21 protein-coding genes and 1 pseudogene are annotated in these 26,207 nt (G+C 70.5%); 10 read left to right on the forward strand and 12 right to left on the reverse strand.

Features of this window, described 5'->3' with window-relative positions; all coding sequences use genetic code 11:
• Window positions 1-179 precede the first annotated feature (179 nt).
• The 4 genes from AB0N14_RS21810 to AB0N14_RS21825 all read right to left on the reverse strand — a co-directional run bounded on the left by AB0N14_RS21810 (window position 180) and on the right by AB0N14_RS21825 (window position 5,794).
• Window positions 180-2,210, reverse strand: coding sequence for a fructose-specific PTS transporter subunit EIIC (locus AB0N14_RS21810; RefSeq protein WP_366027353.1), 2,031 nt, complete (start codon window positions 2,208-2,210; stop codon window positions 180-182).
• A gap of 175 nt (window positions 2,211-2,385) precedes the next feature.
• Window positions 2,386-3,339 (reverse strand): 1-phosphofructokinase, encoded by a 954-nt coding sequence (gene pfkB, locus AB0N14_RS21815; RefSeq protein WP_366027354.1) that lies wholly within the window; start codon window positions 3,337-3,339, stop codon window positions 2,386-2,388.
• Entirely contained in the window at window positions 3,336-4,097 is a 762-nt protein-coding gene (locus AB0N14_RS21820) for a DeoR/GlpR family DNA-binding transcription regulator (protein WP_366027356.1), read from the reverse strand. Before AB0N14_RS21820 ends, pfkB begins: the two co-directional genes overlap by 4 nt.
• Before the next feature lie 137 nt (window positions 4,098-4,234).
• Window positions 4,235-5,794 (reverse strand): MFS transporter, encoded by a 1,560-nt coding sequence (locus AB0N14_RS21825; RefSeq protein ID WP_366027357.1) that lies wholly within the window; start codon window positions 5,792-5,794, stop codon window positions 4,235-4,237.
• A 61-nt stretch (window positions 5,795-5,855) separates the two neighbouring features.
• Here AB0N14_RS21825 and AB0N14_RS21830 point away from each other — a divergent pair, with 61 nt between their 5' ends.
• Window positions 5,856-6,818: a YafY family protein gene (locus AB0N14_RS21830; protein ID WP_366027358.1), complete on the forward strand. Its 963-nt coding sequence runs from the start codon at window positions 5,856-5,858 to the stop codon at window positions 6,816-6,818.
• A gap of 50 nt (window positions 6,819-6,868) precedes the next feature.
• On the opposite strand, the gene AB0N14_RS21835 is transcribed toward AB0N14_RS21830, so the two are convergent.
• Window positions 6,869-7,468 (reverse strand): TetR family transcriptional regulator, encoded by a 600-nt coding sequence (locus tag AB0N14_RS21835; RefSeq protein WP_366027415.1) that lies wholly within the window; start codon window positions 7,466-7,468, stop codon window positions 6,869-6,871.
• Window positions 7,469-7,830: 362 nt separating this feature from the next.
• Window positions 7,831-8,832, reverse strand: coding sequence for a sigma-70 family RNA polymerase sigma factor (locus AB0N14_RS21840; RefSeq protein ID WP_366027359.1), 1,002 nt, complete (start codon window positions 8,830-8,832; stop codon window positions 7,831-7,833).
• A gap of 174 nt (window positions 8,833-9,006) precedes the next feature.
• Between AB0N14_RS21840 and AB0N14_RS21845 the strand changes: the two are divergent.
• Window positions 9,007-9,545 (forward strand): annotated as a pseudogene (locus AB0N14_RS21845) (N-acetyltransferase family protein).
• Between the two features lie 13 nt (window positions 9,546-9,558).
• Here the strand turns inward: AB0N14_RS21845 and AB0N14_RS21850 are convergent.
• Window positions 9,559-10,365, reverse strand: coding sequence for a class III extradiol ring-cleavage dioxygenase (locus tag AB0N14_RS21850; protein WP_366027360.1), 807 nt, complete (start codon window positions 10,363-10,365; stop codon window positions 9,559-9,561).
• A 136-nt stretch (window positions 10,366-10,501) separates the two neighbouring features.
• Here AB0N14_RS21850 and AB0N14_RS21855 point away from each other — a divergent pair, with 136 nt between their 5' ends.
• Window positions 10,502-11,005 (forward strand): MarR family transcriptional regulator, encoded by a 504-nt coding sequence (locus AB0N14_RS21855; RefSeq protein ID WP_366027361.1) that lies wholly within the window; start codon window positions 10,502-10,504, stop codon window positions 11,003-11,005.
• Window positions 11,006-11,209: 204 nt separating this feature from the next.
• Here AB0N14_RS21855 and AB0N14_RS21860 read toward each other — a convergent pair whose 3' ends face one another.
• Together AB0N14_RS21860 and AB0N14_RS21865 are read right to left on the reverse strand one after the other, a co-directional pair.
• The gene (locus AB0N14_RS21860) at window positions 11,210-12,742 is read right to left on the reverse strand and encodes an MFS transporter (RefSeq protein WP_366027362.1); all 1,533 of its coding nucleotides are present in this window, start codon (window positions 12,740-12,742) and stop codon (window positions 11,210-11,212) included.
• 141 nt (window positions 12,743-12,883) lie between these two features.
• Window positions 12,884-13,528, reverse strand: a complete 645-nt coding sequence (locus tag AB0N14_RS21865; RefSeq protein ID WP_366027363.1) for a TetR/AcrR family transcriptional regulator — start codon at window positions 13,526-13,528, stop codon at window positions 12,884-12,886.
• Window positions 13,529-13,836: 308 nt separating this feature from the next.
• On the opposite strand from AB0N14_RS21865, the gene AB0N14_RS21870 reads away from it, so the two are divergent.
• Window positions 13,837-15,111: a M6 family metalloprotease domain-containing protein gene (locus AB0N14_RS21870; protein ID WP_366027364.1), complete on the forward strand. Its 1,275-nt coding sequence runs from the start codon at window positions 13,837-13,839 to the stop codon at window positions 15,109-15,111.
• 101 nt (window positions 15,112-15,212) lie between these two features.
• Entirely contained in the window at window positions 15,213-16,877 is a 1,665-nt protein-coding gene (locus AB0N14_RS21875; protein WP_366027365.1) for an IclR family transcriptional regulator C-terminal domain-containing protein, read from the forward strand.
• Between the two features lie 75 nt (window positions 16,878-16,952).
• Here the strand turns inward: AB0N14_RS21875 and AB0N14_RS21880 are convergent, their stop codons facing one another.
• From AB0N14_RS21880 to AB0N14_RS21890, 3 genes are all read right to left on the reverse strand, one after another.
• On the reverse strand, window positions 16,953-17,585 hold the full coding sequence (locus AB0N14_RS21880) for a ScbR family autoregulator-binding transcription factor (protein WP_366027366.1): 633 nt from the start codon (window positions 17,583-17,585) through the stop codon (window positions 16,953-16,955).
• 118 nt (window positions 17,586-17,703) lie between these two features.
• Window positions 17,704-18,936, reverse strand: coding sequence for a cytochrome P450 (locus tag AB0N14_RS21885; RefSeq protein ID WP_366027367.1), 1,233 nt, complete (start codon window positions 18,934-18,936; stop codon window positions 17,704-17,706).
• A 71-nt stretch (window positions 18,937-19,007) separates the two neighbouring features.
• Window positions 19,008-19,709 carry a ScbR family autoregulator-binding transcription factor gene (locus tag AB0N14_RS21890; RefSeq protein WP_366027368.1) on the reverse strand — a complete coding sequence of 234 codons (702 nt, stop codon included), beginning with the start codon at window positions 19,707-19,709 and terminating at the stop codon, window positions 19,008-19,010.
• A 315-nt stretch (window positions 19,710-20,024) separates the two neighbouring features.
• On the opposite strand from AB0N14_RS21890, the gene AB0N14_RS21895 reads away from it, so the two are divergent.
• From AB0N14_RS21895 to AB0N14_RS21915, 5 genes are all read left to right on the forward strand, one after another.
• Entirely contained in the window at window positions 20,025-21,797 is a 1,773-nt protein-coding gene (locus tag AB0N14_RS21895) for an acyl-CoA dehydrogenase (RefSeq protein WP_366027369.1), read from the forward strand.
• Between the two features lie 601 nt (window positions 21,798-22,398).
• Complete coding sequence (locus AB0N14_RS21900; protein WP_366027370.1) at window positions 22,399-22,860, forward strand: hypothetical protein; 462 nt, start codon at window positions 22,399-22,401, stop codon at window positions 22,858-22,860.
• Window positions 22,861-22,944: 84 nt separating this feature from the next.
• The gene (locus tag AB0N14_RS21905; protein WP_366027371.1) at window positions 22,945-23,409 is read left to right on the forward strand and encodes a hypothetical protein; all 465 of its coding nucleotides are present in this window, start codon (window positions 22,945-22,947) and stop codon (window positions 23,407-23,409) included.
• A 167-nt stretch (window positions 23,410-23,576) separates the two neighbouring features.
• Window positions 23,577-23,897 carry a helix-turn-helix transcriptional regulator gene (locus AB0N14_RS21910; RefSeq protein ID WP_366027372.1) on the forward strand — a complete coding sequence of 107 codons (321 nt, stop codon included), beginning with the start codon at window positions 23,577-23,579 and terminating at the stop codon, window positions 23,895-23,897.
• Between the two features lie 149 nt (window positions 23,898-24,046).
• A complete protein-coding gene (locus AB0N14_RS21915) occupies window positions 24,047-26,152 on the forward strand; it encodes a hypothetical protein (RefSeq protein ID WP_366027373.1) in 2,106 nt (701 codons plus the stop codon).
• The last annotated feature ends 55 nt before the right edge of the window (window positions 26,153-26,207 follow it).

Below are 26,207 nucleotides of genomic sequence, written 5' to 3' on the forward strand. Positions count from 1 at the left end.
ACCGGGCTTCCAGCACCGGACCGTGACCAATCTCGCAGGTGCGACCACTGTGATGAGTGCGACGTCTACGGCGAGTCGAGGCGAAGACGGGCAAAGGACGAGGTAAGTGCGCCACAAACGCGGTTGGGCCGCGCCCCTGTTGAGGGGCGCGGCCCAACCGCGTTGTCACTACCGCCGGATCAGGCGGCGACGGGCTGCTTGGAGTCACGGGCCGATACCGACGCTCCCGCGGCCTCCTTCGCGGAGCCCTCGGGGCTCTGCTTGCGCATGCCCTTCAGGATCACCACCAGAGCCGTGGACACGCACACGCCGGCGACGAGGGCGACCAGGTAGAGGAACGGGTTGCCGATCAGCGGGACCACGAAGATGCCGCCGTGCGGGGCGCGCAGCGTGGCGCCGAAGCCCATCGACAGGGCGCCGGTGATGGCGCCGCCGACCATGGACGAGGGGATGACGCGCAGCGGGTCGGCCGCCGCGAACGGGATCGCGCCCTCGGAGATGAAGGAGGCGCCGAGCACCCAGGCGGCCTTGCCGTTCTCGCGCTCGGTGTGCGTGAAGAGCCTGCCGCGCACGGTGGTGGCCAGCGCCATCGCCAGCGGCGGGACCATACCGGCGGCCATCACCGCGGCCATGATCTTCATCGCGGAGTCGCTCGGGTTGGAGACCGCGATACCGGCGGTGGCGAAGGTGTACGCGACCTTGTTGACCGGGCCGCCGAGGTCGAAGCACATCATCAGGCCGAGCAGGGCGCCGAGCAGGATGGCGTTGGTGCCGGACAGGCTGTTCAGCCAGTCGGTCATGCCCTTCTGCGCGGAGGCGATGGGCTTGCCGATCACGACGAACATCAGGAACCCGACGATCGCCGAGGAGATCAGCGGGATCACCACCACCGGCATGATGCCGCGCAGCGCCGGCGGGATCTTGACCTTCTGAATCCCCATCACCACGCCACCGGCGAGGAGACCGGCGACCAGGCCGCCGAGGAAGCCCGCGTTGATGGTGAGGGCGATCGAGCCGCCGACGAAGCCGGGCACGAGACCGGGACGGTCCGCCATGCCGTAGGCGATGTAGCCGGCCAGGACCGGGACGAGGAAGCCGAAGGACACCACGCCGATCTGGAAGAGCAGCGCGGCCCAGCTGTCGCCCTGGGACCACACGAAGTGGTCCATGACCGAAGGCGCCTTGTTGATCTTGTAGCCGCCGATCGCGAAGCCCAGGGCGATGAGCAGACCTCCCGCGGCGACGAACGGGACCATGTAGCTCACGCCGGACATCAGCCACTTGCGCAGCTTGGTGCCGTACCCCTCGCCGGACTCACCGGCGCGCTCCACGGGCGTACCGCCCGAGGCCGGAGCGGTCACCTCGCCGCGCTCGGCCTTCGCGCGCACCTCTGCGATCAGCTCGGCGGGCCGGTTGATGCCCGCCTTCACGCCGACGTCGACGGTCGGCTTGCCGGCGAAGCGGTCCTTCTCCCGTACGGGGACGTCATGGGCGAAGATCACCGCGTCCGCCGCCGTGATGACGGCCGGGTCGAGCCGGGTGAAGCCGGCCGAGCCCTGCGTCTCGACGACGAGTTCGACACCCGCCTCGCGGCCTGCGTTCTCCAGCGACTCGGCGGCCATGTAGGTGTGGGCGATACCGGTCGGGCAGGAGGTGACGGCGACGATACGGAACGGGCGCCCGTCCGCCTCCTCACCGGCCGCCTCCGAGGAGACGGCGGAGGTGACGGGCTCCTCGGCCGCCGCCGGGGCCTCGGCCGCCGCCGGAGCCTCGTCGCCGCGGATGAGCGCGGCCGCGGCCGCCGCGTCCTTCACGGACCGCAGCGCGGAGGTGAACTCGGTGTTCATCAGCTGGCGGGCCAGTGAGGACAGGATCGTCAGGTGCGCGTCGTCCGCGCCCGCCGGGGCGGCGATCAGGAAGATCAGGTCGGCCGGGCCGTCCGCGGCACCGAAGTCGACGCCCCGACCGCTGCGCCCGAAGGCGAGGGTCGGCTCGGTGACGTGCTCGCTGCGGCAGTGCGGTATGCCGATGCCGCCGTCGAGGCCGGTCGGCATCTGCGCCTCGCGGGCCGCCACGTCGGCGAGGAAGCCCTCCAGGTCGGTCACCCGGCCCTGGGCCACCATCCGCTCGGCGAGGGCACGGGCCGCCGCTTCCTTGGTGTCGGCGGACAGGTCGAGGTCGACCAGGTCCGCGGTGATCATCTCGCTCATCGCGGGCTCCTTCGCACGCGTATCGCCCGGGGGTTGTGGTGGGCGGTGGTGGGGACGGGGGTGAGGTGAGGTGCTACGGGGAGGAAGGGGGCTTCTGGGGCGGCAGGGCCGGGGAAACCCCGCCTCCGGATGGCTGCGGCGGGCGCGGCCGCCCTCCGCCGCGTCGGCTGCGCGCTCATGAGGCGGGCTCCGTCAACACGCGGTCCACGGGTACGTCCGACGTGACGGTGACGGCGGAGAGGTCGAGGTCGGCGGGGGTCGGCATCACGCTGCCGGGCAGCTGGACCGCCGCGGCGCCATGAGCGACGGCAGAGGCCAGGGCCTCCGGGCCGCTGCCGCCCGCGATCAGGAAACCGGCGAGTGAGGAGTCGCCGGCCCCGACGTTGGAGCGTACGGCATCGACGCGGGCGCTACCGAACCATGTGCCGGCGGCGTTGACCAGCAGTTGTCCGTCCGCGCCGAGGCTCGCGAGCACGGCGCCCGCGCCCATCGCGCGCAGCTCCTCGGCCGCCTTGGCCGCATCGCCCACCGTGACGAGGGGGCGCCCGACGGCCTGCGCGAGTTCCTCGGCGTTCGGCTTCACGACGTCGGGGCGCTCGCGCAGTGCTTCGAGGAGCGCGGGACCGGAGGTGTCGAGCGCGATCCGGGCGCCCGCGGCGTGGGCACGGGCCACCAGGTCGGCGTACCAGGACGGGGCGAGGCCGCGCGGGAGGCTGCCGCAGCAGGTGATCCAGGTGGTGTCGGCCGCCTGGTACTGCGCGCGGACCGTCTCCAGGAGGAGTTCGGCCTCGGCGGGGGACAGCTCCGGACCGGGCGCGTTGATCTTGGTGAGGGTGCCGTCGGGTTCGGCGACCGCGATGTTGGAGCGGGTGGCTCCGGCGATCGGGACCGGTGCGGCGTCGATGCCCTGGGCGTGCAGCAGGTCGGCGACGAGCGCGCCCGGGGCACCACCGAGGGGCAGGACGGCGATCGTGCGCTGCCCGGCCGCGGCGACCGCGCGCGAGACGTTCACGCCCTTGCCGCCCGGGTCCACCTGTTCGCCGGTGGCCCGGATGACCTCGCCGCGGTCCAGGGACGGGACCTCGTACGTGCGGTCGAGGGAGGGGTTCGGGGTGACGGTGAGAATCATGCGCGCACTACTTCCGTGCCGCCGCGCTCGATCGCGGTGGCGTCCTCGGGGCTCAGCCCGCTGTCGGTGATCAGCAGGTCCACATCACCGATGTTGCCGAAACGGGCGAAGTGCTCCTGGCCGTGCTTGGAGGAGTCGGCGAGCAGCACCACCCGGCGCGCGGCGCGGATCGCCGCACGCTTGACGGCGGCCTCGGCGAGGTCGGGCGTGGTCAGTCCGTGGTCGGCGGAGAAGCCGTTGGCCGCGATGAACACGACGTCGGCGCGGATCTCTCCGTAGGCCCGCAGCGCCCAGGCGTCCACCGCGGCGCGCGTACGGTGCCGGACGCGCCCGCCGACCAGATGGAGCTGGATGCCGGGGTGGTCCGCGAGGCGCGCCGCAGTGGGCAGGCTGTGCGTGACGACGGTGAGCTGCGCGTCCAGCGGGATCGCCCCCGCCAGCCGGGCGACCGTCGAACCGGCGTCGAGGATCGTCGTGCCCCCACTCGGCAGCTCGGCGAGGGCCGCCTTGGCAATCCGGTCCTTCTCGTCGGCCGCGGTGGACTCCCGTTCGGCGAGGTCCGGCTCGAAGTCGAGGCGCCCGGCGGGGATGGCACCGCCGTGCACCCGGCGCAGGAGGCCCGCGCGGTCGAGGGCCTTCAGGTCGCGGCGGATCGTCTCGGCCGTGACCTGGAACTCCTCGGCCAGCGAGACGACATCGACCCGGCCGCCGTCACGGGCGAGCCGGAGGATCTCCTGCTGTCGCTCCGGCGCGTACATGTCTGTTCACCTCCGACCATGCCCGAACGTGTGGTTTCAGGTCGGAGGCTACGTCCGAATTTCCGGAAAGTAAACAGGTTGCGGCTACAGAACGGACACGAACGGGCGCGGTGTGCTGCGCCGGCGTGGCGGTTCGGCTACCGCGCTGCCCCGACGGGTTGTGCGCCGTCTGCGGGTTGTGTGTGGTTGCTCGCGCCGTTCCGCGCGCCACTGTCGGAGCGCCCCGCGGCATCGCCCTCGACATGCTGCGCCGGCCGCTTGGGCAGCGCGGACATCAGCAGGAAGATCACCAGCATCACCGCCGCCACCCAACCGAGCGCGTGTTGGAAGGCGTGCACGAAGGCCGGGCCCACCTGTGCGGGGGGCAACCGGTCGCCGATCTCGCCGAAGAAGACCACCGACACGAGCCCGAGGCCGAGCGCGTTGCCCATCTGCTGCACCGTGTTGATCAGGCCGGACGCCGATCCGGAGTGCTCGCGGGGCACCTCGGACAGGATCGCGTCCGTCAGCGGGGCGACGATCAGGCCCATGCCCACGCCCATGACCACCAGCGGCAGCGCCATCTGCCAGGAGGCGATCGACTGGCCGTACCGGTGGGCCTCCGCCATGTAGAGGAGCACGCCCGCCGTCATCACCAGCGCGCCCGCCTGCAGCACCTTGCGGCCGAAGCGCGGGACCAGCTTCTGCACCGACATCCCGGCCGCGGTGGAGACCGCGATCGAGAACGGTACGCCCGTCAGTCCGGCCCGCAACGCGCTCCAGCCGAGGCCGACCTGCATGTACAGCGTCCAGACCAGGAAGAAGATGCCGAGCCCGACACCGAACACCGTCTGCACCGCGATGCCCGCCGAGAAGCTCTTCACCCGGAACAGGGACAGTTCGACCAGCGGGGAACCGTCACGCGCGGTCTTGCGCTTCTCGTACGCCACCAGCGCCCCGAAGACGACGAGCGCGCCCGCCATCGACGCGTACCCCCAAAGCGGCCAGCCCAGCTCCCGGCCACGAGTGAGCGGGTAGAGCAGCATCAGCAGGCCCAGCGTGACCAGGGCGACGCCGACGAGGTCGAGGCGCAGGGCCCTCGGCGCCTTGGACTCGGTGATGAAGCGCCGGCCCAGGAGGTACGCGGCGACGCCGACCGGCAGGTTGATCAGGAAGATGGGCCGCCACTGAAGCCCGAACAGGTTCCACTCGGTGAGCAGCGCGCCGAGGAGCGGCCCGGAGACGGCACCCAGCCCGACGATCGCGCCGAACAGGCCGAAGACCTTGCCCCGCTCGTGTGCCGGGAAGGTGGCGTGCACGATCGACAGCACCTGCGGCACCATCATCGCGGCCATCGCGCCCTGCAGGATCCGGGAGGCGACGAGCATCTCCGGGTTCGCGGCGAAGCCGCACAGCGCCGAGGCGAGCGTGAAGCCGCCGATGCCGATCAGGAAGAGGCGTTTGCGGCCGTGGATGTCGCCGAGCCGACCGCCGGTGATGAGTCCCGCGGCGAAGGCGAGGGCGTAACCGGCGGTGATCCACTGGATCTGGCTGAACGAGGCGCCCGCGTCCCGCTGGATCGACGGGATGGCGATGTTGACGATCGTGACGTCGACGAGGTCCATGAAGGCCGCGGTCATCACGATCGCGAGCGCGAACCAGCGTCGGCGGTCGCCCGCGGCGGCCGTGCGGCCGCCGAGTGTCTCGGTGGAGGTCATGCCCCGAAACTAAGAGCCCATTAGGTCAGATCACGTCCTACTTCTCCGGCATCCTCGACACATGACAACCGACACTCCGGCCCGGCTCCTCCAGTTGCTGTCCCTCCTGCAGACACCGCGCGAGTGGCCCGGCGGCGAGCTCGCCGAGCGGCTCGGGGTGTCCCGGCGCACCGTGCGGCGGGACATCGACCGGCTGCGCGAGCTGGGCTACCCCGTGGAGGCCAGCAAGGGTGCCGACGGCGGTTACCGACTGGTCGCCGGGAAGGCGATGCCACCGCTGGTTCTGGACGACGAAGAGGCCGTGGCCATCGCGGTCGGGCTGCGGGCGGGCGCCGGGCACGCCGTCGAGGGCGTGGAGGAGGCCTCGGTACGGGCCCTGGCCAAGCTGGAGCAGGTGCTGCCGAGTCGGCTGCGCCACCGCGTCACCACGCTCCAGGCCGCCACCACCGCCCTGGCCAGCGGCGACGGGGCGAGCATCGCGCCGGAGACGCTGACCGTGATGGCCTCGGCGATCGCGGGCCGGGAGCGGCTGCGGTTCGCGTACCGCTCCGGGGACGGCACACCGTCGCGGCGCCTGGCGGAGCCGTACCGGCTGGTGTCGACGGGGCGCCGCTGGTACCTCGTCGCCTACGACCTCGAGCGCGAGGACTGGCGTACGTTCCGGGTCGACCGGGTCACCGAGCCGTTCGCGACGGGTGCCCGGTTCGCGCCGCGGGAGCTGCCGAACGGGAGCGCGGCCGAGTATCTGCGGCAGTCGGTGTACCGGCGGCAGGAGACCTACGAGTTCGAGGCGACCTTCGCCGCCCCCGCCGACTTCGTCGCGGCACGCGTACCCCGGTGGGTCGGCGCCCCCGAGCCGCTCGACGAGCACAGTTGCCGACTGCGGGGTGTGGCGAGCGACTCGGTGGAGTGGCTGGCAGTACGGCTCGCGCTGGTGGACTGCGAGTTCACGGTGCACCGTCCGGCCGACCTCGTCGCTTCGGTACGGGACCTGGGAGCGCGGCTGAGCCGGGCGGCGGGGTGAGGCCGCGGCTGAGCCGGGCGACCGGGTGAGGCCGCGGCTGGGCCGCTCTCTCACGGGGAGTCCGGCTCGGCCGCTGTCCACGGGAAGTCCCGCAGGGCGTCCAGGTTGCGTACGGCGAGTGCGGCGGGCCCGCCCGGGCCGCCGGCCGGTGCGTCGCCCGCGGCCCAGCTCTCCACCGCCACGCGGACGGCCGCACCGGCGACGGCGGCGGCGAACCGGAGGGACGGGGTGACCTGACCCGGCGTCCCGCCACCCGCCCGTGCCACGAGCACCTCCGCCAACTCCCGCTCGGCCGCCTGGCAGATCTCCGCCCACACCTTGGTGAGCGCGGGGTGGGACTCGGTGAGGCGCAGCAGGGTGCGGACCCACTCCAGCGACGTGGCGGACACACCGGTGCCGGGGATGAGGGTGTGCCGCACCGCGTGACGCAGGGCCTCGGCGACGGTGAGGCCGGCGGGGGTGTCTCGGACGGCGTCGGTCCACCGGTGGGCGCCCGCGGTGAAGAGCGGCGCGAGCGCTTCCTCCTTGGTCGCGAAGTAGCGGTAGAAGGTGCGCGGGGCGATCCCGGCCGCGCGGGCGATGTCCTCGGCGCGGGTGGCACGCAGGCCGTTCGCCATGAACAGTCCCGCGGCGGCCCGGGCGATCTCCATACGGGTCGCCGCCTTGCGCCGCTCGGTCAGGGACGCGCCATGTGCGGTACTGCTCACGTACGGCAGGTTATGCCGCTGTGACACAATCTGCCATCCGGGCCGCCCCGGGGTTCAGGTCCGGGGCGGCCCGCCGACGTGCCCCTGCCGTGGCCGGACATACGAAAGAGCCGGGCCCCGGCGCCAGGGGGGAGCGGCGCCGGGGCCCGGCCCGGGGAGAGTCCCGGCGCCGGGGGGAGTGCGTCGGGACTCGGCTCTGTGGCTGTACGGACCGTGCGGGTCGCGGGACCCGGAGGTCTTGTGCTGGGGCCCGGAGGTCTTGTGCCCCGGACCCGCGTGTTCGATGCGGGGCGACTGCACCGTCGTTACGCCGCCGCGTCGAAGCCGGTCTGGCGGGCCAGCTTCTTCAGCTCCAGCAGGGCGTGCTTCTCGATCTGGCGGATGCGCTCACGCGTCAGGCCGTGCTCCTTGCCGACCTCCGTCAGCGTGCGCTCCCGGCCGTCCTCGATGCCGTACCGCATCTTGATGATCGAGGCGGTGCGGTCGTCGAGCCGGCCGATCAGGTCGTCCAGCTCCTCGCTGCGCAGCAGCGTGAGCACCGACTGCTCCGGCGACACCGCGGAGGTGTCCTCGAGCAGGTCGCCGAACTGGGTCTCGCCCTCGTCGTCCACCGACATGTTCAGGGAGACGGGGTCACGCGCCCAGTCGAGGACGTCGCTGATGCGCTCCGCCGAGGAGTCCAGCTCGGCCGCGATCTCGGCGGGCTCGGGGTCCCGGCCGTTCTCACGGTTGAACTCGCGCTGGACGCGGCGGATGCGGCCCAGCTCCTCGACCAGGTGGACGGGCAGCCGGATGGTCCGCGACTGGTCGGCTATCGATCGCGTGATCGCCTGGCGGATCCACCAGGTGGCGTAGGTGGAGAACTTGAAGCCCTTGCGGTAGTCGAACTTCTCGACGGCGCGCACCAGGCCCGCGTTCCCCTCCTGGATCAGGTCGAGCAGCGGCAGGCCGCTGCGCGGATAGCGGCGCGCGACGGCGACGACCAGTCGGAGGTTGGAGCGGATGAAGACGTCCTTGGCCCGCTCCCCCTCGGCGACCAGGGCCTCGAGCTCCTCACGGGTGGCATCCGCCTTGGCCTCCTCCTCCCCGTCGAGGATCTGCCGTGCGAACACGCCCGCCTCTATGATCTGTGAGAGCTCGACCTCCTTGGCGGCGTCGAGCAGGGGCGTACGCGCGATCTCGTCGAGGTACATGCCGACCAGGTCGCGGTCGGCGATGTCTCCGCTCTGGGCGCGAACACTGCTTGCCGCGGCGTCGATGGTTTCGCCCTCGGCGGCCTGGCGACGGGCGACGGCACGGGTTGCCATGCGTGCTCCCTTGCGATGGTGGGCTAGCGGATGGTCTGGTAACGATTCGGCCACCCTTCCGGGTGCCCGGCATCCGAAGGAAACAACGACTGGAATCCGGACAGAATTCCCAACCCGCCCCTCATTTTTTCTGATCATGCAGTACCCTGTCCCGCCACACTGGGAGGCGGGGCAATGGCAGAGCGTAGCCACGTACAGGTCAGGCCGGGAGCCGAGAGCGACCTCGAAGCTCTCACGGACATCTACAACCACTACGTGCGTGAGACGCCGATCACATTCGACACCACGGCCTTCACGGCGGAGGAGCGCCGCCCCTGGCTGCTCTCCCACCCCGAAGACGGGCCGCACCGGCTGATGGTTGCCGCGGACGCCGAGTCACAGCAGATCCTGGGGTACGCCACATCCAGCGCCTTCCGCCCGAAGCCGGCGTACTCGACCTCGGTGGAGGTCACGATCTACCTCGCCCCGCACGCGACCGGCCGTGGTGTCGGCGGGCACTTCTACAGGGCCCTCTTCGAAGCCCTGGAGGCGAGGACCTGCACCGCGCGTACGCGGGCATCGCCCAGCCCAACGAAGCGTCCGTGCGCCTGCACGAACGCTTCGGTTTCCGCCATGTCGGCACCTACCGGGAGGTGGCCCGCAAGTTCGGGCGGTACTGGGACGTGGCCTGGTACGAGAAGGACCTCCAGCAGGGCCTCCGGCAGGGCGTCTAGCGTCCCGCCGCCGTCATCCGAACTGCACCGACCGCTTCGCCATTCCCATCCAGAAGCCGTCGATCACGGACTTCTGGGCGTCGAGCTCACCGCCGGCCTCCGCCGCGCCCATCGTCACGAACAGCGGGGCGAAGTGCTCGGTGCGCGGGTGCGCGTAGCGGCCGGCCGGGGCCTTGTTCAGGAAGTCCAGCAGGGCGTCCCAGTCGCGCGTCTCCAGGGCGCGGCGCCCCCAGTCGTCGAACTCCGAGGACCAGGTGGGCACTCCCCCGCCCGCGTGCCGCAGGGCGGCCAGGTTGTGGGTGAAGAAGCCGGAGCCGACGATCAGGACGCCCTGGTCGCGCAGCGGGGCCAGCTTGCGGCCGATCTCCATCAGCCTCACCGGGTCCAGGGTCGGCATGGAGACCTGCAGGACCGGGATGTCGGCCTCGGGGAACATCTCGACGAGCGGGACGTACGCGCCGTGGTCCAGGCCGCGGTCCGGTATGTCCTGGACGGGGGTGCCGGGGGCTCGCAGCAGCTTGCGGACGGCGTCGGCGAGCTGCGGGGCGCCCGGGGCCTCGTACCGCACCCGGTAGTAGTGCTCGGGGAAGCCCCAGAAGTCGTAGACCAGCGGAACGGTGCGCGTCGCGCCGAGGGCGAGCGGGGCCTCCTCCCAGTGGGCGGAGACCATCAGGATCGCCTTGGGGCGCGGCAGGTCGGCGGACCAGGCGGCGAGCTGGCCGGGCCAGATCGGGTCGTCGGCCAGCGGGGGCGCACCGTGGCTCAGGTAGAGGGCGGGCATGCGCTGGGGCGCGGTGCGCTCCTCGACTGCGGCGGACATGGCGGCGGCTCCCTTCGTGCGGCAACGGTGCGGCGTGCCCCTGAAGACGCGACTGCTTGAAAGCTCAAGCTCTCTCGCCGATGAGGTTACGCCGCACTTGTTTAAATTTCAAGAAGGTGCCTCGTACAGTGGAGTCATGAAGACGGCACCCGCTGAGGACACCCGCTGGCTCACCGACGAGGAACAGCGCATCTGGCGTGCGTACATGCACGCCGTCACCCTTCTCGAGGACCACCTCGACCGCCAGTTGCAGCGCGACGCGGGCATGCCGCACGTCTACTACGGACTGCTCGTCCAGCTCGCCGAGGCGCCGCGGCGGCGGCTGCGGATGACCGAGCTGGCCATGCGGGCGAAGATCACGCGCTCCCGGCTCTCGCACGCCGTCGCGCGCCTGGAGAAGAGCGGCTGGGTGCGGCGCGAGGAGTGTCCCTCCGACAAGCGCGGGCAGCTCGCGGTCCTCACGGACGAGGGGTACGAGGTGCTGGAGCGCACCGCGCCCGGTCATGTGGCGGCCGTGCGCCAGGCCCTGTTCGACCGGCTCACCCCCGAGCAGCAGAAGTCCCTCGGCGAGATCATGTCGATCATCGCCGAGGGACTGCAGCCCAAGGACGCGAGCGCGGACCTGCCCTGGCTCCGCTGAGCCGCCGGGCGGACGCGCGCAGACGGTCCGCCTCAGCCCGCACCGGACACGGGACCGCCCCGCCCGCACCGGACACGGGTCCGCCCCGGCCCCACCGGATCGGCGGAGCCGGGGCGGACCCCCTTCAGGCGTACGGACGAGACGTCCCCTTCCTCGTCCCTACCGACGGGCTCGGTGCTCTACGGGTACCCCTGCCCACGTGCCTCAGTGGGCGACGACCGGGACCTGCAGCTCCTCCTCGGTGGCCTCGCCGGAGCCGGACGCCACCGGGGCGGAGCCGGGGCGGCCGGCGTTGACGAAGGTCACCACGACCGCGGCGGCCAGCACCAGCATGCCGACGGCGAACCAGATCGCGTTGGTGTAGCCGTGCACCGCGCCCTGCATCTGGACCAGCTGCGCCTGCGACTTGGAGGTCGCGGAGGCGATGTGGTCCCTGATGTACGACGTCGTCGCGGAGGCGGCGATCGTGTTCAGCAGGGCCGTACCGATGGCGCCGCCCACCTGCTGCGAGGTGTTGACCATCGCGGACGCGACACCGGCGTCCCGGGGCTCGACGCCCAGGGTGGCCAGGGACATGGCCGGCATGAACGCCGTACCCATGCCGAGACCGAGCAGCAGCATCGCCGGCAGCACGGTCGAGGCATACGACGAGCCGATCTCCAGCCGCGTCAGCAGCAGCATGCCCGATGCGGCGACCAGGAAGCCGGGGCCCATCAGCGCCCGCGCCGGGACGCGGGTCATCAGCCGGGTGCCGATCTGCGTCGAGCCGACCATCATGCCCGCGATCATCGGCAGGAAGGCGAAGCCGGTCCTGATCGGCGAGTAGCCCTTGATGACCTGCAGGTAGTAGGTCAGGAAGAGGAACGTGCCGAACATCGCGATGATCGCGATGCCGAGCGAGAGGTAGATGCCGCCGCGGTTGCGGTCGGTGACCACGCGCAAGGGCAACAGCGGGGCCTTGACCTTGGCCTCGGTGGCGACGAAGGCCAGCAGGAGGACGGCCGACGCGACGAACAGGGAGACGGTCGTGGTGTCACCCCAGCCGTCGGACTCGGCGCGGGTGAAGCCGTAGACGAGGGAGACCAGGCCGGCGGTGGACAGCAGGACACCGGGGATGTCGAGCGGATTGCGGTTGCGGCCGCCCTCCGGCTCACGGATGACGAAGTACGCGCCGAGCGCGGCGATCACGGCGAAGGGGATGTTCACGAAGAACGTCCAGCGCCAGTCCAGGTACTCGGTGAGCACGCCGCCGAGGATGAAGCCGACGGCGCCGCCGCCACCGGCGATCGCGCCGTAGATGCCGAAGGCCTTGGCGCGCTCCTTGGCGTCGGTGAACATCACCGCGAGCAGGGACAGCGCGGCGGGAGCGAGCAGCGCGCCGAAGACGCCCTGCAGGGCACGGGCGCCGAACATCATGGCGCCGGTGGTCGCCGCACCGCCCAGCGCGGAGGCCGCGGCGAAGCCGGTGAGTCCGACGACGAAGGCGCGCTTGCGGCCCCACAGGTCGGCGATCCGGCCGCCGAAGAGAAGGAGACCGCCGAAGGCGAGGGCGTAGGCGGTGACGACCCACTGCCGGTTGCCGTCGGATATCCCGAGGTCCTGCTGGGCGGACGGGAGGGCGATGTTCACGATGGTGGCGTCGAGGACGACCATCAGTTGGGCGAGCGCGATGAAGACGAGCGCCCTCCAGCGGTTGGCGTCAGGGACGCCGGGGGCCGTTGAGGCTGCTTGAGACATGGGGGTACCCACTCCGGGACGTCGTAGAGGAAAACGGTGACGGTACGTGACGGCTCGTCCTCGTTGACGGCCGGAAGCTCTGCTGTGAGGGATGACTTGGGTGGAACGCGGAACTAATCGCTGCGGATCGCTACTGGTCGCTCAGGACTGGCGCAGTTCCTCCACGGTCACGGCCGTGCCCGGCAGCGTGGAGCGGGCCGGAGCCCGCAGACCGTCCAGGAACAGCTGAAGATGGCGGTGTACGAAACGGTCGGCACTGAAGCACGCGGTACCGGCCGGGGGCCGGCTGAGCTGGGCCACGACGACCATCAGGTCACCGACACCCACGTCGGGACGGAGCGTGCCGGCCGCCTTGGCGCGGTCCATGAGCGCCTGAACGAGCCGCTCGATGCGCTCGCGGGCCGCTTCCAGGTCCGGGTGGTGCTTGTCGAACGTGCCGGAGAGCATCGGGCACAGCGCGCTGATCCGCTCGTCGGCGGCGGCGTGCGCGAAGCGCTCCAGCGCCTCGAAGGGGTCGGTTTCCTCGGCCAGCGCCTGTTCGGCGACCTCGGAGGTACGGTCCATGACCGAGCAGACGACCTCGCGGACGAGGGCGTCGCGGTCGGGGAAATTGCGGTACACCGTGGCGTTGCCGACGCCGGCCCGGCGGGCGATCTCGTCGAACGGCACGTCGGGGCCGAACTCGACGAACATCTCCCGGGCGGCGGTGACGATCCGCTCCCGGTTGCGCAGGGCATCGGCCCGGGGCCGGGACGCCCGACGCTGCACGGGGGTGGCGGTCTGCACGGCGTACTCCTGGGGAGGGGCTGAGTGATCGCGATCCGGGGATTCAGTCCCCGTTTCGCTCGGACACTGGGCTAAACGGGGAATCGGTCCCCGGTTATTTCGCCAACACGAGGAATTTCATGTGATCTGAGTCACAGCACATCGATGTTGGGTGGCCCCACACCTCCCCGCCCCCACCGTCACCCCTCCCCCGCCCCCGAACCCCTCGATCGGCCTCTCTCAACGCGCGTCCCCGCACCCCCCGGCACAGGGTGATCGCAAGGGTGCAGCCGGTGAGGCGCGGCTGCCGTGGAGCGAAGGGCCACCGCATGCAGCCGTCCCGCCGCCGGATACGCCCGCGCCGCGCCGCCTCGCTCGCCTCGGTCACCGTCCTGACGCTGGCGGTCTCCACCTCCGCCGGTACGGCTCACCTGACGGCGGGCTCCACGACGGCGGGCCCCATAGCCCCGGCCCGCTCCACGACGCTGCGCCCCTGCATGCTCAACGGTCACAACCGCGTGCTGATGCCGGAGAGCATCCCCACCCCCTCCGGCTACGCCCGCTCCATCGGCACCGTCCACGCCCTGAACCTGATGATCGACTTCTCCGACGCGCCCGGCCAGGGCAGCGCGCTCGACCGGCTCGCGGAATTCGTCCCGCAGACCCGCCAGTGGTTCACCACCAGTTCCTACGGCCGCCTCGACTACCGCACCGAGGCCCCGATACGCCACTGGCTGCGCATGCCCAAGCCGTTCAGGGCGTACGGCGTACAGCGCGGCGCCCCCTTCGACCCCGGCTACCGCGAACTGGTGCAGGACATGGTGACCGCCGCCGACCCCGAGGTCGACTTCCGCCACTACGACCTGGTGAACGTACTCGTCACCCCGAACGCCGGCCCCTCCGCCCTGGACACCGTCCTGTCGGTGACCTTCGCCGGCAACGCCGAGGCCCCGGTCGCCGACGGCGTCCCCGTCTCCAACGCCTCCTTCATCTACAGCCGCCAGGACGACGGCTCCGGCTCCTACCCACAGACCGGCTTCCGGGTCCTGCCCCACGAGAACGGCCACATCTTCGGCCTGCCCGACCTCTACACCCAGGAGGGCGGCGCCGCCGTCGGGCACTGGGACATCATGAGCGAGGACTGGGGCGCCGACAACGACATGCTGGCCTGGCACAAGTGGAAGCTCGGCTGGCTCGACGACTCCCAGATCGCCTGTGTGACCGCGCGCGGCTCCGGGCAGTACACCCTGACCCCGCTGGCCCGCGCCGGCGGCCGCAAACTGGTCTTCCTGCCGCTCAGCTCCAGGGCGGGCTACGCCCTGGAACTGCGCACCCGCGAGGGCAACGACGCGGCGGTGTGCCGGCCCGGCATCCTCGTCTACCGCGTCGACGCGGACGTCGACACCGGCAACGGCCCCATCCAGGTGTACGACTCCACACGCGACAGCGGCGGCTGCACCCGCAGCCCGAACGTGCAGGCCGAGCTGTCCGACGCGCCGTTCGTGCCCGGGCAGAACTTCGCGGACCCCAAGGAGGGGATCGTCATCACCGTCGAGGCGAAGGACCCCTCCGGCGACTACCGGGTCCGGGTGACGCGACGCTGACGCACCCGGAGGTGTCCCGTCGAAGGCATACGGGGGGTCGGGGCGCCCTGCGCCGTATGTGAACACGGCGCAGGCGGCCGGCCCCGCATTACCGTGACCCCATGCTCCCGAACGTCCCCCCGGCCTCGGACACCAGCGCCCCCGCCGAAGCTGTCGCCCCCCTCATGCGCGGTCTCAACGTGCTGCGGCGGCTCACCGACGCCGACGGCAGCTGCAGCCTCAGCGCCCTGGAGCGGGCCAGCGGGCTCGCCCGGTCCACGGTCGACCGGATCGCGGCGACCCTCGCCCGTATGGAGTACGTCCGGCTGGACGGCCGGGACGTCGTGCTCGCGCCGCGGCTGATGGAGCTGGGCAACGCCTACCTCGCGGCGCTGCGGCTGCCGAAGCTGCTGGACGCGCACGCGGACGCGCTCGCCGACGAGCTGGACGAGTCGGTGTCGCTCGCGGTCCCCGACCGGGACGGCATCCGCTTCATCCACCAGGCGACCCGGCGCCGCGCGATGTCGCTGAGCTTCCGCATCGGCGATCTGCTGCCCGCGGAACGCACCGCTCCGGGTCCGCTCTTCGCGACCGAGTGGGACGAGGAGGACTGGGCACGGTGGCACGCGCGGCGGGCGGCGGACCCCGAGGACCGCCGCTTCCCGGCGGTGCCGGCGCGCAGCCGCCCGCTCGACGGCTCCGACCACTCGGTGGGCGACGACTTCGAGGAGCGGACCGGGCGGGCGCGGGCACAGGGATGGGCGCTGGACGACCAGTTGATCGAGCCGGGTCTGGTGGCGCTGTCCCTGCCCGTGCGGGAGGAGGACGGCAGGATCGCCTGTGTGGTGAGCGTGGTGAGCCACACCAGCCGGCACACGGCGGACGATCTGCGCCGGGCGCTGCTGCCGCGGCTGCGCACGGCGGTCGGGGCGATGGAGCGGGAGCTGCGCGAGGCGCCGCCCGCCGTGCCCACGGCGCCGTCCGGGCTCGCGGCCTGGACGAGGGCCTCGAAGCAGGAGCTGGGGCGGGAGTTCGTGGAGTCGCTGGCCCGCGGGCTGACGGTGATCACGTCGTTCGGCGAGGGCCGCTCCGAGCTCACGCTGACGGAGGTGGCCGAGGCGACGGGGCTGGCACGGGCCACGGCACGGCGGGCGCTCATCACATTGGAGCACCTGGGCTACGTCACCGTGCGCGGCCGCTTCTTCCGGCTCACCCCGCGCGTACTGGGCCTCGGCTTCCCACCGTTGTCGCGGACGACCCTGTCGGACATCGCGACCCCGCATCTGACCGCCCTGTCCGACCGGGTGCACGAGTCGACGTCGTTGGCGGTGCTGACGGGTGACGACGTCCAGTACACGGCCCGGGTGGCCCCGAGCCGCATCATGAGCGTCAACATCACGGTCGGCGCCCGGCTGCCGGCCTACGCGACCTCGCTGGGCCGGGTGATGCTGGCGGATCTGCCGGAGCCGCCGCTGCCCGAGCCGGCCCCGCTGACGCGGCTGACGGTCACGGACCCGGCCGAGCTGAGGGACGTGCTGGAGCGCGTACGGCGCGACGGATACGCCCTGGTCGACGGGGAGCTGGAGGAGGGGCTGCGGTCGATCGCGGTCCCGGTGCGGGAGCGCGGGGGCCGGGTGGTGGCGGCGGTCAACGTGGCCATGCACAGCAGCCGCCGTACGCCCGGGGAGTGCGTGACGGACATCCTGCCGCAGCTGCACGCGACGGCGGCGCGGATCGAGGCGGACCTGCGGGTGGCGGGGCGGTTCCGGAGGGTGCCGAACAGCTGACGGGGCGACGGTCTGCGACCCTGCGTCCTCGCGTCCTCGCGCGCGTCCTCGCGACCAGGGGGACGGGGGCACCGATCAGACGACCTCCACCTGTCTCCCCGTGGCCACCACCCTGCGCTGCGTCGGCGCCGTGGCGATGCGCGGCAGGAGCAGCGACCAGAAGCGGGTGAGCGTGATACGGGACAGCCAGCGCACGTCGTGCCCGCCCAGCTCGGCGAAACCGACGGTCGCACCGACCACCGTGGCCACGAGGTCCCGGGGTGCGACGTCCGAGAGGATCCCCTCCCGCGCGCACCGGGCGACGATGTCCTCCACCCAGGCGTGCCACCGCTCGTGGAGGCTCACACCGCGACCGGCGTCCTCCGCGACACCGTCGAGGCAGAACCCTGCGCGCAGCACGAGGTCCTGACGCAGGCTCAGCAGCAGTGCGTGGCTCGTGTCGACCAGCGCCTGCAGCGAACCGCCGAGCTGGGGCGGCGGTCGCTCGGCGGAGACGATCCGGTCGAACCGCTCGGCCGCCGCGCCCCGCACCGCCGCGGCGAGGTCGGCCTTGCTGGGGAAGTGGAAGTGCAGCGCTCCGTTGCTGACCCCGGCCCTGGCGCTGATCGCCGACAGCGAGACCACCTCGTAGCCGTCCCGGCTGAGCAGTTCGGCGGCGGACTCGATCAGGGCGTTGCGCGTGCGGACAGCACGTTCCTGCTTGGCCATCAGACGCTCCGTTGCTGCGCGGGTACGCTCAGGATAACAAACCGTCCGTGCGGTTTCTGAGCTCGCTCGGCTTGGCCGACCGGGCGGCTTGGCCGTCTCGGCGGCTCGACCGGCTCGGTCAGTCAGGGCGGAGCACGACGGGCAGTGCCCCGTATCCATGGACGATGAAGGACCGCACCGGTTCGATCCCGTCGAGCGGCATCGCCGCCTCCAGGTCCGGGAAGCGGGTGAAGAGCGCCGCCAGGGCGGACGTCGCCTCCAACCGGGCCAGGGGTGCTCCCAGGCAGCGGTGGACACCGTGTCCGAAGGCCAGGTCATCCCTCCGGCCGGGCCGCATCACGTCGAAGACGCCCACGTCGTCCCCGTACGCCTCGGGGTCCGAGGCCGCACCCGCGAAGGAGACCAGGATCGGATCGCCCTTCCTGATGAGCACCCCGTCGAGCTCGATGTCCTCGACGGCGAACCGCATCGGCGAGTACGCGGCGGGCGCGTGCGTGCGCAGCGTCTCGGCCACCACGTCGGCCCAGTCCGCGCGGCCCTGAAGGACGTGCGCCCGCTGCTCCGGGTGGGCGCACAGCGCGCCGACGGCGTTGGTGATGAGCGTGCAGGTCGTCTCCTGGCCCGCGGCGATCATCAGGTAGAGCGTGCCGAGGAGTTCCTGTTCGGTCAGCCGGCCGTCGTCGCTGTCATGGACCTCGATCAGCGCGGTCGTCAGATCGTCGCCGGGCCTGGCTCGTTTCCCCGCGACCAGCTCGCCGAGCATCCCGAAGACCCGCACCTGCGCCGCGGCCATCTCGGCCCCGGGCACGGCCGTACCGAACACCAACTCCAGGTCGGCGCAGAGCGGTTCGCGCGCATCCTCGGCGACGCCGAACAGCTCGCAGATCACGCGCATCGGCAGCACCTTGGCGAACCGGTCCCGCAGGTCGACCACTTCGCCCTCCGGCAGCGCCTCCAGCTCGTCGAGCAGTTCTCCGGTGAGCTGCTCGACGCGGGGCCGCAGCGCCTCGGTACGGCGGACGGTGAAGGCGGCGGCGACCAGCCGGCGCAGCCGGGCGTGGCTGTCACCGTAGGCGAAGAGCATGTTCTCGTTCGCCACCCACGGGTACAGCGGCCAGTCCTCGCCTATGCGGCCGGCGACGAAGTCGGGCCAGTGCCGGCGGGCGTCCTTCGAGACCCGGGGATCCGTCAGAAGGCGCTTGACGTACTTCTGCCGTACGACGGCCCAGGCGCGCACCCCGCCCGGCAGCTCCACCTCGACGGCGGGTCCCTGCGACCGTAACCGCGCGGTCTCGCCCGCCAGGTCACGTCCGGTCACATCAAGCGCGTACGGGCACGCGGTCATGTCCATGGGGGTGCACTCCGTTCGATCGGTCGGTCGGTCGGCCCTTCGGCTTTCGACGCGGTGCGCCGGCGGAGGCATCACCCGCGTTTTTCTTCCTCGCGTTCTTGTCCGAGTTCTTCCGTGCGGCGCCTCATCGCGGCTTCGAACACCTTCGGCCCCCGCTCCGGAGAGAAGTCCAGGCGGACCAGGATCCCCGGCACGGCCACGGACGGCATCAGGAACCGGTAGAGATCGGCCACGCGCTCGGCCAGGTCCACCCGCGCGGTCATGATGCGCGACAGGACCTGGACCCCGGTGAACGCGCCGACGAACAGCTTGGCGAGCGCGGCGACATCGACGTGCGGGAGGAGTTCGCCCCTCTGCTTGGCCTCCTCGAAGAGGGCCTGCGTGTGCTCGGTCCACTCCTGCATCGGCACCCGGCGGTTGAGGTGGTCCTTGGGCGACCCCTGGTCCACGGTCAGGCGCACGCTTCCCTGGACGATCGGATCGCCGGTGTCGCTGCGGAGCAGGTACGACAGCAGCAGCGCCTCGTCCAGCGACTCCTGCAGCTTCAGCTCCTGCTCGGGCACGCGCGGCAGCGAGGAGACCTGCTCGGCCAGCACCGCCTGGGCCAGCTCTTCCTTGGAGGTGAAGTGGAAGTACAGGGCGCCCTTGGTGACCCCCGACCTGTTCAGTACGTCGGAGATCGTCGCCGCCTCGTACCCGACCTCGTCGAACACCTGCGCCGCGGCGACCAGGATCGCCCGCCGCGTGCGAATGGCCCGCTCCTGCCGCGCCACAAACAGTCCCCTCTCCCGTCGCACCGGACAATAAAACCAGCCAAACGGTTTGACAACCGTGATACACCGCCTCGATAAACGGACAATCGCGAGCGAAAGGGGCGTGGGTGGTGCCGGAGAGGGCCCCAAGAGACCCGTGGGGGACTTGAAAAGAAAACCGGTCGGTACGTATCTTCGGTCCTGCTTCGCGCCTGACTCGAGACCCAGACGAGACCCAGACCCACAGCAGGGGAAAGCTCCATGACTGTCATGACGTCCGAGACGTTAGGGACGGAAGCAACGTCAGGAACGGAAGCCGGGGAGCAGGCACACCCGGTGGCCGACGATCTGGCGCGCCTTCTCTTCGAGGGCGCTCGTCGTGATCGTACCCACGGCGTCTGGCGTGCGGCGATCTCCGGCCGGGCGTTCGCGTACCGGCCCGGTCTGTCCGCCGCCGAGCGGACCGCCCTTTCCTACGACCGTCTGCGTCTGATCAACGACACCCTCGACGATCCACTGCGGTTCGCGGCCGACCCGCACCGGCTGGCCGCGCTGCACGAGTGGATCGGACCGGTGGACGGTGGGCTGACCACCCTCGCGAGCATCCACTACAACCTCTTCCTCGGCAGCCTCGTCGACCACGACCACGGGGACCGCGACCTGTCCGCCTTCAGCTCGCTCCGCAACACAGGAACGTTTCTGTGTACCGAGCTGGAGCACGGCAACGACGTGGCCGCGATGGAGACCGTCGCCGTCTTCGACCGCACGAGCGGCGGCTTCCATCTGCACACGCCGACGCCCGGCGCACAGAAGTTCATGCCCAACACGACCCTGACGGGCGGCCCCAAGACGGCGGTCGTCGCCGCCCGGCTCGTCGTGGACGACGAGGACCGGGGCGTGTTCCTCTTCCTCACCCCGCTCAGCGACGAGACCGGGCACCTTCCGGGGGTGACGGTCCGCCGACTGCCGGAGCGCACCGGCACCCCGGTCGACCACGCCCTCACAGCCTTCGACCACGTGTGGCTGCCGCGCGAGGCGCTCCTGGAGGCCGACCACGGCCGCCTCGCCCCGGACGGCACGCTGACCAGCAACCTCGGCAACAAGCGCAAGCGGTTCCTGCGCTCCATCAACCGCGTCACCATGGGCAAGCTCTGCATGAGCGCCGGCACCCTGGGCATGGCCCGCGCCGCGCTCGCCATCGCGGTCCGCCACGCCCACAGCCGTCTGATCGCCGGCCCCAGGGCCGGCGAGCGGATACCCGTCGCCGCCCACCGCAGCCACCACAGCCGGCTGCTCGACGGCATGGCGACGGCGTACGCGATGACGTTCCTGCACCGCACCGTCGTGGACCGGTTCGCCGCACACACCGAGGAGGACCGCGAGGAGGTCGAGCGGCTCGCGGCGATCGCCAAGGGCTGGATCACCTGGCAGGCACGCACGATCACCATCGAGTGCCGCGAACGGTGCGGGGCGCAGGGTCTGTTTCCCGCCAACGGCATCTCGGAGTTGCCCGGCAACATCGAGGGCGGCATCACCGCCGAGGGCGACAACCTGGTGATCTGGGTGAAGGCCGCCTCCGAGATGGTCTTCGGCCACGATCCGAGGCCCCCGCAGGCACCACCGGCCGACGCAGACCTGACAGACCTCGTCTTCCTACGGGGCCTGCTCGCCCGGGTCGAGGCCATCTGGCAGCAACGGGCTCGCACGGCCCTGCGCGAAGGCCCCTCCGGCGACCCGGTCGGCCGCTGGAACGCCACCTCGGAAGCCGCCCTGGAGATGGTCTCGGCCCACGCCCAACTGCAGGCGGCGAACGCGTTCGCCACGGCGTCGGAACGGCCGACGGACCCGAGGGCCCGGCGGCTGCTGCGCCACCTGTGCAGCCTGTTCCTGCTCCGCCACCTGCGCGCTCACACGGGAGACCTGCTCGCGGAGGGCCACCTGTCACCGGACCACGTACGGTCGCTGCCCAAGGCACGGGACACGCTCATCACCGAACTGGCACCGCAGATGACGACATTGGCCGACGCGTTCTACTTCCCACCGGAGATGCTGTCGCGGATACCGATAGCCGGTGGGAATCCGGCCGGACCGCCGGAGCCGGCCGAGTAGCTCCAGCCGGCCACGCGGGAGCCACCGCCCGAGTCAGGACATAGCCGTAGGCAACCGCTTGGTTACCCCACGTCGATGCCCGAATGCCCGCGGCCCGCCCAGCCTCACCTCGACCGGAACGGCCTCGGGCGGGCGCGGCCCCTCGAGGACACGACTGCGGTAGAACGGGGGCGCCCACGAGCGAACGCATCCGCTAGGCTGTGAGCGGTCGACACGCGTTCTCACGCCTTCGACTCTGCCTTCGTGGGGCTTGCACGGAAGTCCTCCGCCACAGGTCAGAGCAGGGGCGCTCACCACACCCAAAACGCACCGAAGGTGATCTGGGAACGCCCAACGCATTTGTGCAGGCCAGCGCCTGTTGCGTCGTCAGCAGCTTGACATCGGAGCGGCCGACGCCCTCGTCCTCCCTCGAACGGCGTGATCGTCCCCTCTTGCCACAGAGCCTGCAGCCATGAGCCGCGAGGTGCGCCGCATCGCGTAGGCCATACGTGGTGGCCACTTCATGGTGTCTCCGCTTGAGCGTATCCAGTCATCTTTATCGCTTTCAGCCTCCTGCAACTGAGCGGAGGCGCGGCAATTGACACTGAAGGATTCTCGACTCATGAGAAGCCTTCGCAAGAAAATGCCGTCCACCGCACTTGCGGTGATCGACCACCAAGAGCGCGTGCTGCTATGTCGCCCTCAGGGCGAGCCCACCTGGCAGCCGGTAAAAGCGGGCGTGCTCTGCCTCCGACCCAGCGCCCTCTCTGTCATTCACGTGCTGGACCCGCTCTTTTCTCATTGGTTCCTTGCCCCCACCCCAGTGATCGGCAGGTTCAATCCCGTGACAGATCGGGACTGTCGGTCGGGTGCGATGCGCATCTTCGTCGTCCGTCACCGCAGGATGCGTACGATCAGCCTTCGCGCTCGTACCCGTACTTCTCCGGACATCGACTTTGTCTGGCATCCGCTCTCCGATGTCGAGGGCGAGCAATTCGATGTGCATCCACGCGAGCTCGGCCCCTTCCTGCGCGGCTATCTGGAGGGCTGGATTCCCGACGGCTTCATCACCCTCGTCGAGTGACAACGCACACTCACGAGTCGCGATAGGAATCGAGAGCAGAGCCCGCCGCGGATAGTTGCCCTTCCCTCACCGAGGAGCAGGCCAGTGACAAGTTCTCAGCACCGACGACGACCGCCGCATCGCGGTCCGCTGGGATTGGAAATTCAGACGCTTCTGGCAGCCGTCGGCCTACCTGAAGCAGACGACAGCGACCGTTATCGCGCGCACGGTGTTGTAGTGACAGATCTCGGTGAATCGGTCCGCGTGGAGTGGTTCGTTTCTCGCAGCCTGCGCCGCACCGCCGCCGATGAGCAGATGCGGGGCTTGCCCATGGCCCCGGCGGACCGCGCACATGAAGCCGCTCGACGTCACTTGCACGCCGCCCTGTTCGGCATTCTGTCGGAAGTTGGGTACCTGGTAGAGACCCGTCCCGCGGACGCCCTCGGCGCTCTGTCCGTCCACGCCGGCCAGGCTTCCACACCGACGACTCTGGCCGCGGACCTCAAGCGGATGCTGGCCGAGCTACATGACCACTGGGAAGGAACGGAAGGTTCTCCCCCGTCACCCTGAGTTCTATCCACGCCGGCAGCCGACACGAGCGCCTGAAGAGCTATTACTGCAACACAGCCGAGCCCTCCATCCTCTAGGCTGGTGTGTACTTGCACCACCACGGAGGCGTGTGCCGACTCACTCGGCACGGAGGGACGGGACCCATGGGGACGTGGGATCATCTCGGCATGCCCCGGAGCAACAACGACCAGCTGCCTGCGACCTACGTCGCGTCCGGCAATTGGCCGTATGCCCGGCTCGTCGAGGAGGCTCCTGTCAGCGCGCACTATGGGCAGGCGTTCGCGCGAAACCTGGCAGAGGCGATGGAGACCTCCGAGGTCGGGTTGAGGGCACTGGGTGACAAAGCGGGGGTATCACACGCGACCATCAGCCGACTGCTACGAGGCATGGTCCTACCCGACATGGGAACCCTCGCCCGCCTTGAGGTGGCGCTGGGTACCAGCCTGTGGCCAGGCCTGGCGGCGTGGACCAAACGCCAACTCTCCTGACGGAGACAGACCGATGCCGTGAGCTTCGCGTTTCAGCGCCCCACCCACAGATCGTCCTGCCCTGGGACTCCCCTCCCAGCGCCGGGCAGCCGAACGGCTGGCACCGGATCGGACTGCCCAGTGCGGCGCCGGACCGGTAGTGTGCCGCCGTGGAGAGCGGATACCTGGTCATACGCCGCCAAGGCAACAGCAAGGGCGATGACTGCATCGGGACGGTCTGTCAGGTCGAAGACGACAATGCGGTCGTCCAGTGGCCAGGAGGCCTGCGAACCCGGATTCCGTTGCCCGTTCCTTCCGACATCACGGTGGTGCCGGTCGACTCACTGCGGTATCGCTCACTACGCGATGCCTCAGCGCTGCGAAAAGAGTTCGCGGAGTCGCCCGTTTCCGTCCTGATTAAGCTTCTTGGTGAGATGGGTGGGGAAGCGTCTCTCAAGGAGCTGCACAGCCAGGCACGCAACCTAGGGCTGGCGGGCGAGCACAACAGCACCTGGTGGGGCCGTATGCGAAAGCGGCTGCTCGCGCATCCGCGGGTCGCGGAAGCCAAGCCGGGAGCACCCCTCAAGCTTCTCGATGAGTCGGCTGATCCGTTCGTCGAAGAACGAGCGCTGTCGGCGCAGGAGGCGTTGGAGGCTTTGGCGACGCCTGCCACCAAGCGGGTGCAGGGACGCCAGCAGGCTCTGCGCAAAGCGGTCGCATCGGGAGCATCGGAGCTGAGCGCGTACGAGCATGTCGCCGCCCACGCACTCGGGGTGGCTCTACGGTCATGGCCGTTCGACGAGACGGCGTTCACAGCGCAGGGCGTTTCCGAGAAAGTGCTAGCAGCGGTTGTGGAGTTCCTTGCCGAGGTGACGACAGGCCAGCGCCGCGCCAAGAACCCGGTGGCCGACCCGTCATCAAAGCTGAGCAAACCGGGTGCTCCATCACCCCATGCCGTCACGCCCCTCCTGGTGGGTCTAGTGACGATCCCGGTAGAAAGCGCCGCAGCGGATCAGGCAGCAAAGTTGCCACGTGGTCTCGCCGCACAGGAATGCGTCATGGCAGTCATGGCCAGGGTCGACGAGACAGATCATCCTGCTGGCAGTGAGCACCTTCTGCGTCGTGGCGCTGCGCTTCTGAAGTGGGCAGTGGCCGAGAACTCCCTGGTAACTGCCGAGCAGCGTGATGCGTTCGAGGAAGAGCTCTGCTCACGGGCTCTGCGTCTCCTGCTGCGACCGGCAGAGCTGGCGCAGCCTCAGGGCCCTCTGTACGAGTGGGTCGATCTGGTACTCGCTGCGGTACCCGATCACGTAGTCCAGCACGTCATCGCCACGACCGTGAGCGACGACCTGAAGGCGGCGTTGGAGACGCTGCCCGCCCGTCCGAACGGTGGCCGAAAGCGAGCCACACGTCTCATGACCTCTCTCTCGGCCCTGCCGGATGGGGCCGACCCAGCCGTCCAGACTCTGGGGGATTCCGCGCAAACACCCGAAGCCGGTACCGGTGGCGGCCGTGAGACACCTGACCAAGAGCCCGGGCAAGCCATTGAGCCAGAAGACCAGTCATCACCTGCTCCGGCTCCCGCTGCAAGTTCAGTACGGGAAACCGATACGAGCGACGGCGGTGCAGACACCCCTGAATCAGCTGGGCTCGCCCAGTTGTTCCCTCAGGAGGAGCGCGCCCGGTATGAGGCCGCCCTGGACCAGGAACGTGCCGTGGCGTGGGCGCTACGAGGTGAACGGGATGACTTGAGGCAGAAGTTGGCCACCCTACAGAGTCGGTACGACCGAGCCGACGAGGAGATCAGCACGTTGCGTGAGCAGCTTGGCAACGCCTCCGCAGAGCTCGCGGACGTCGCCCGGCGCGCCGAGGCCCTAAACCGAAAGGCGCAACGGCAGGAGGACGAGCTGCGGCAGGGCCGCCAGGCGGGGCGCGCCGCTTCGCAGTCCCAACTGCGACAGGCCCGGATCGACGGGCTCAGGGTGCTCGCGACCGTACTGGCCGAGGTCGCCGACCAGGCGATGCACACGACACCGGACGAGTCCTCCTCCGCTCATGCTCTCTACCGACGGGTCCTAGCGCAGGCATCCGTGGCCGATCTCGCGGACATCGGCACCGTCGACGAGGAGGTGGACTTCGACCCCCTGCGCCACCAGTCACGGACCGGTTCGGCCGCTCGGGTGGTCGTGGAACGACCGGGTTTCGCGTGGCAGGCCGGAACCGCGCAGGAAGTCGTCCTGGTACCGGCGCTGGTTCGGCCGGCAGAACACGAGTGAAGGAACATCGTCTAGGTCGATCAGAGGCTCGCCGTCCTCGGGCGACCCTCCCTTG

The sequence above is a fragment of the Streptomyces sp. NPDC051104 genome (genome assembly GCF_040682835.1).
GTDB lineage: Bacteria > Actinomycetota > Actinomycetes > Streptomycetales > Streptomycetaceae > Streptomyces > Streptomyces cynarae.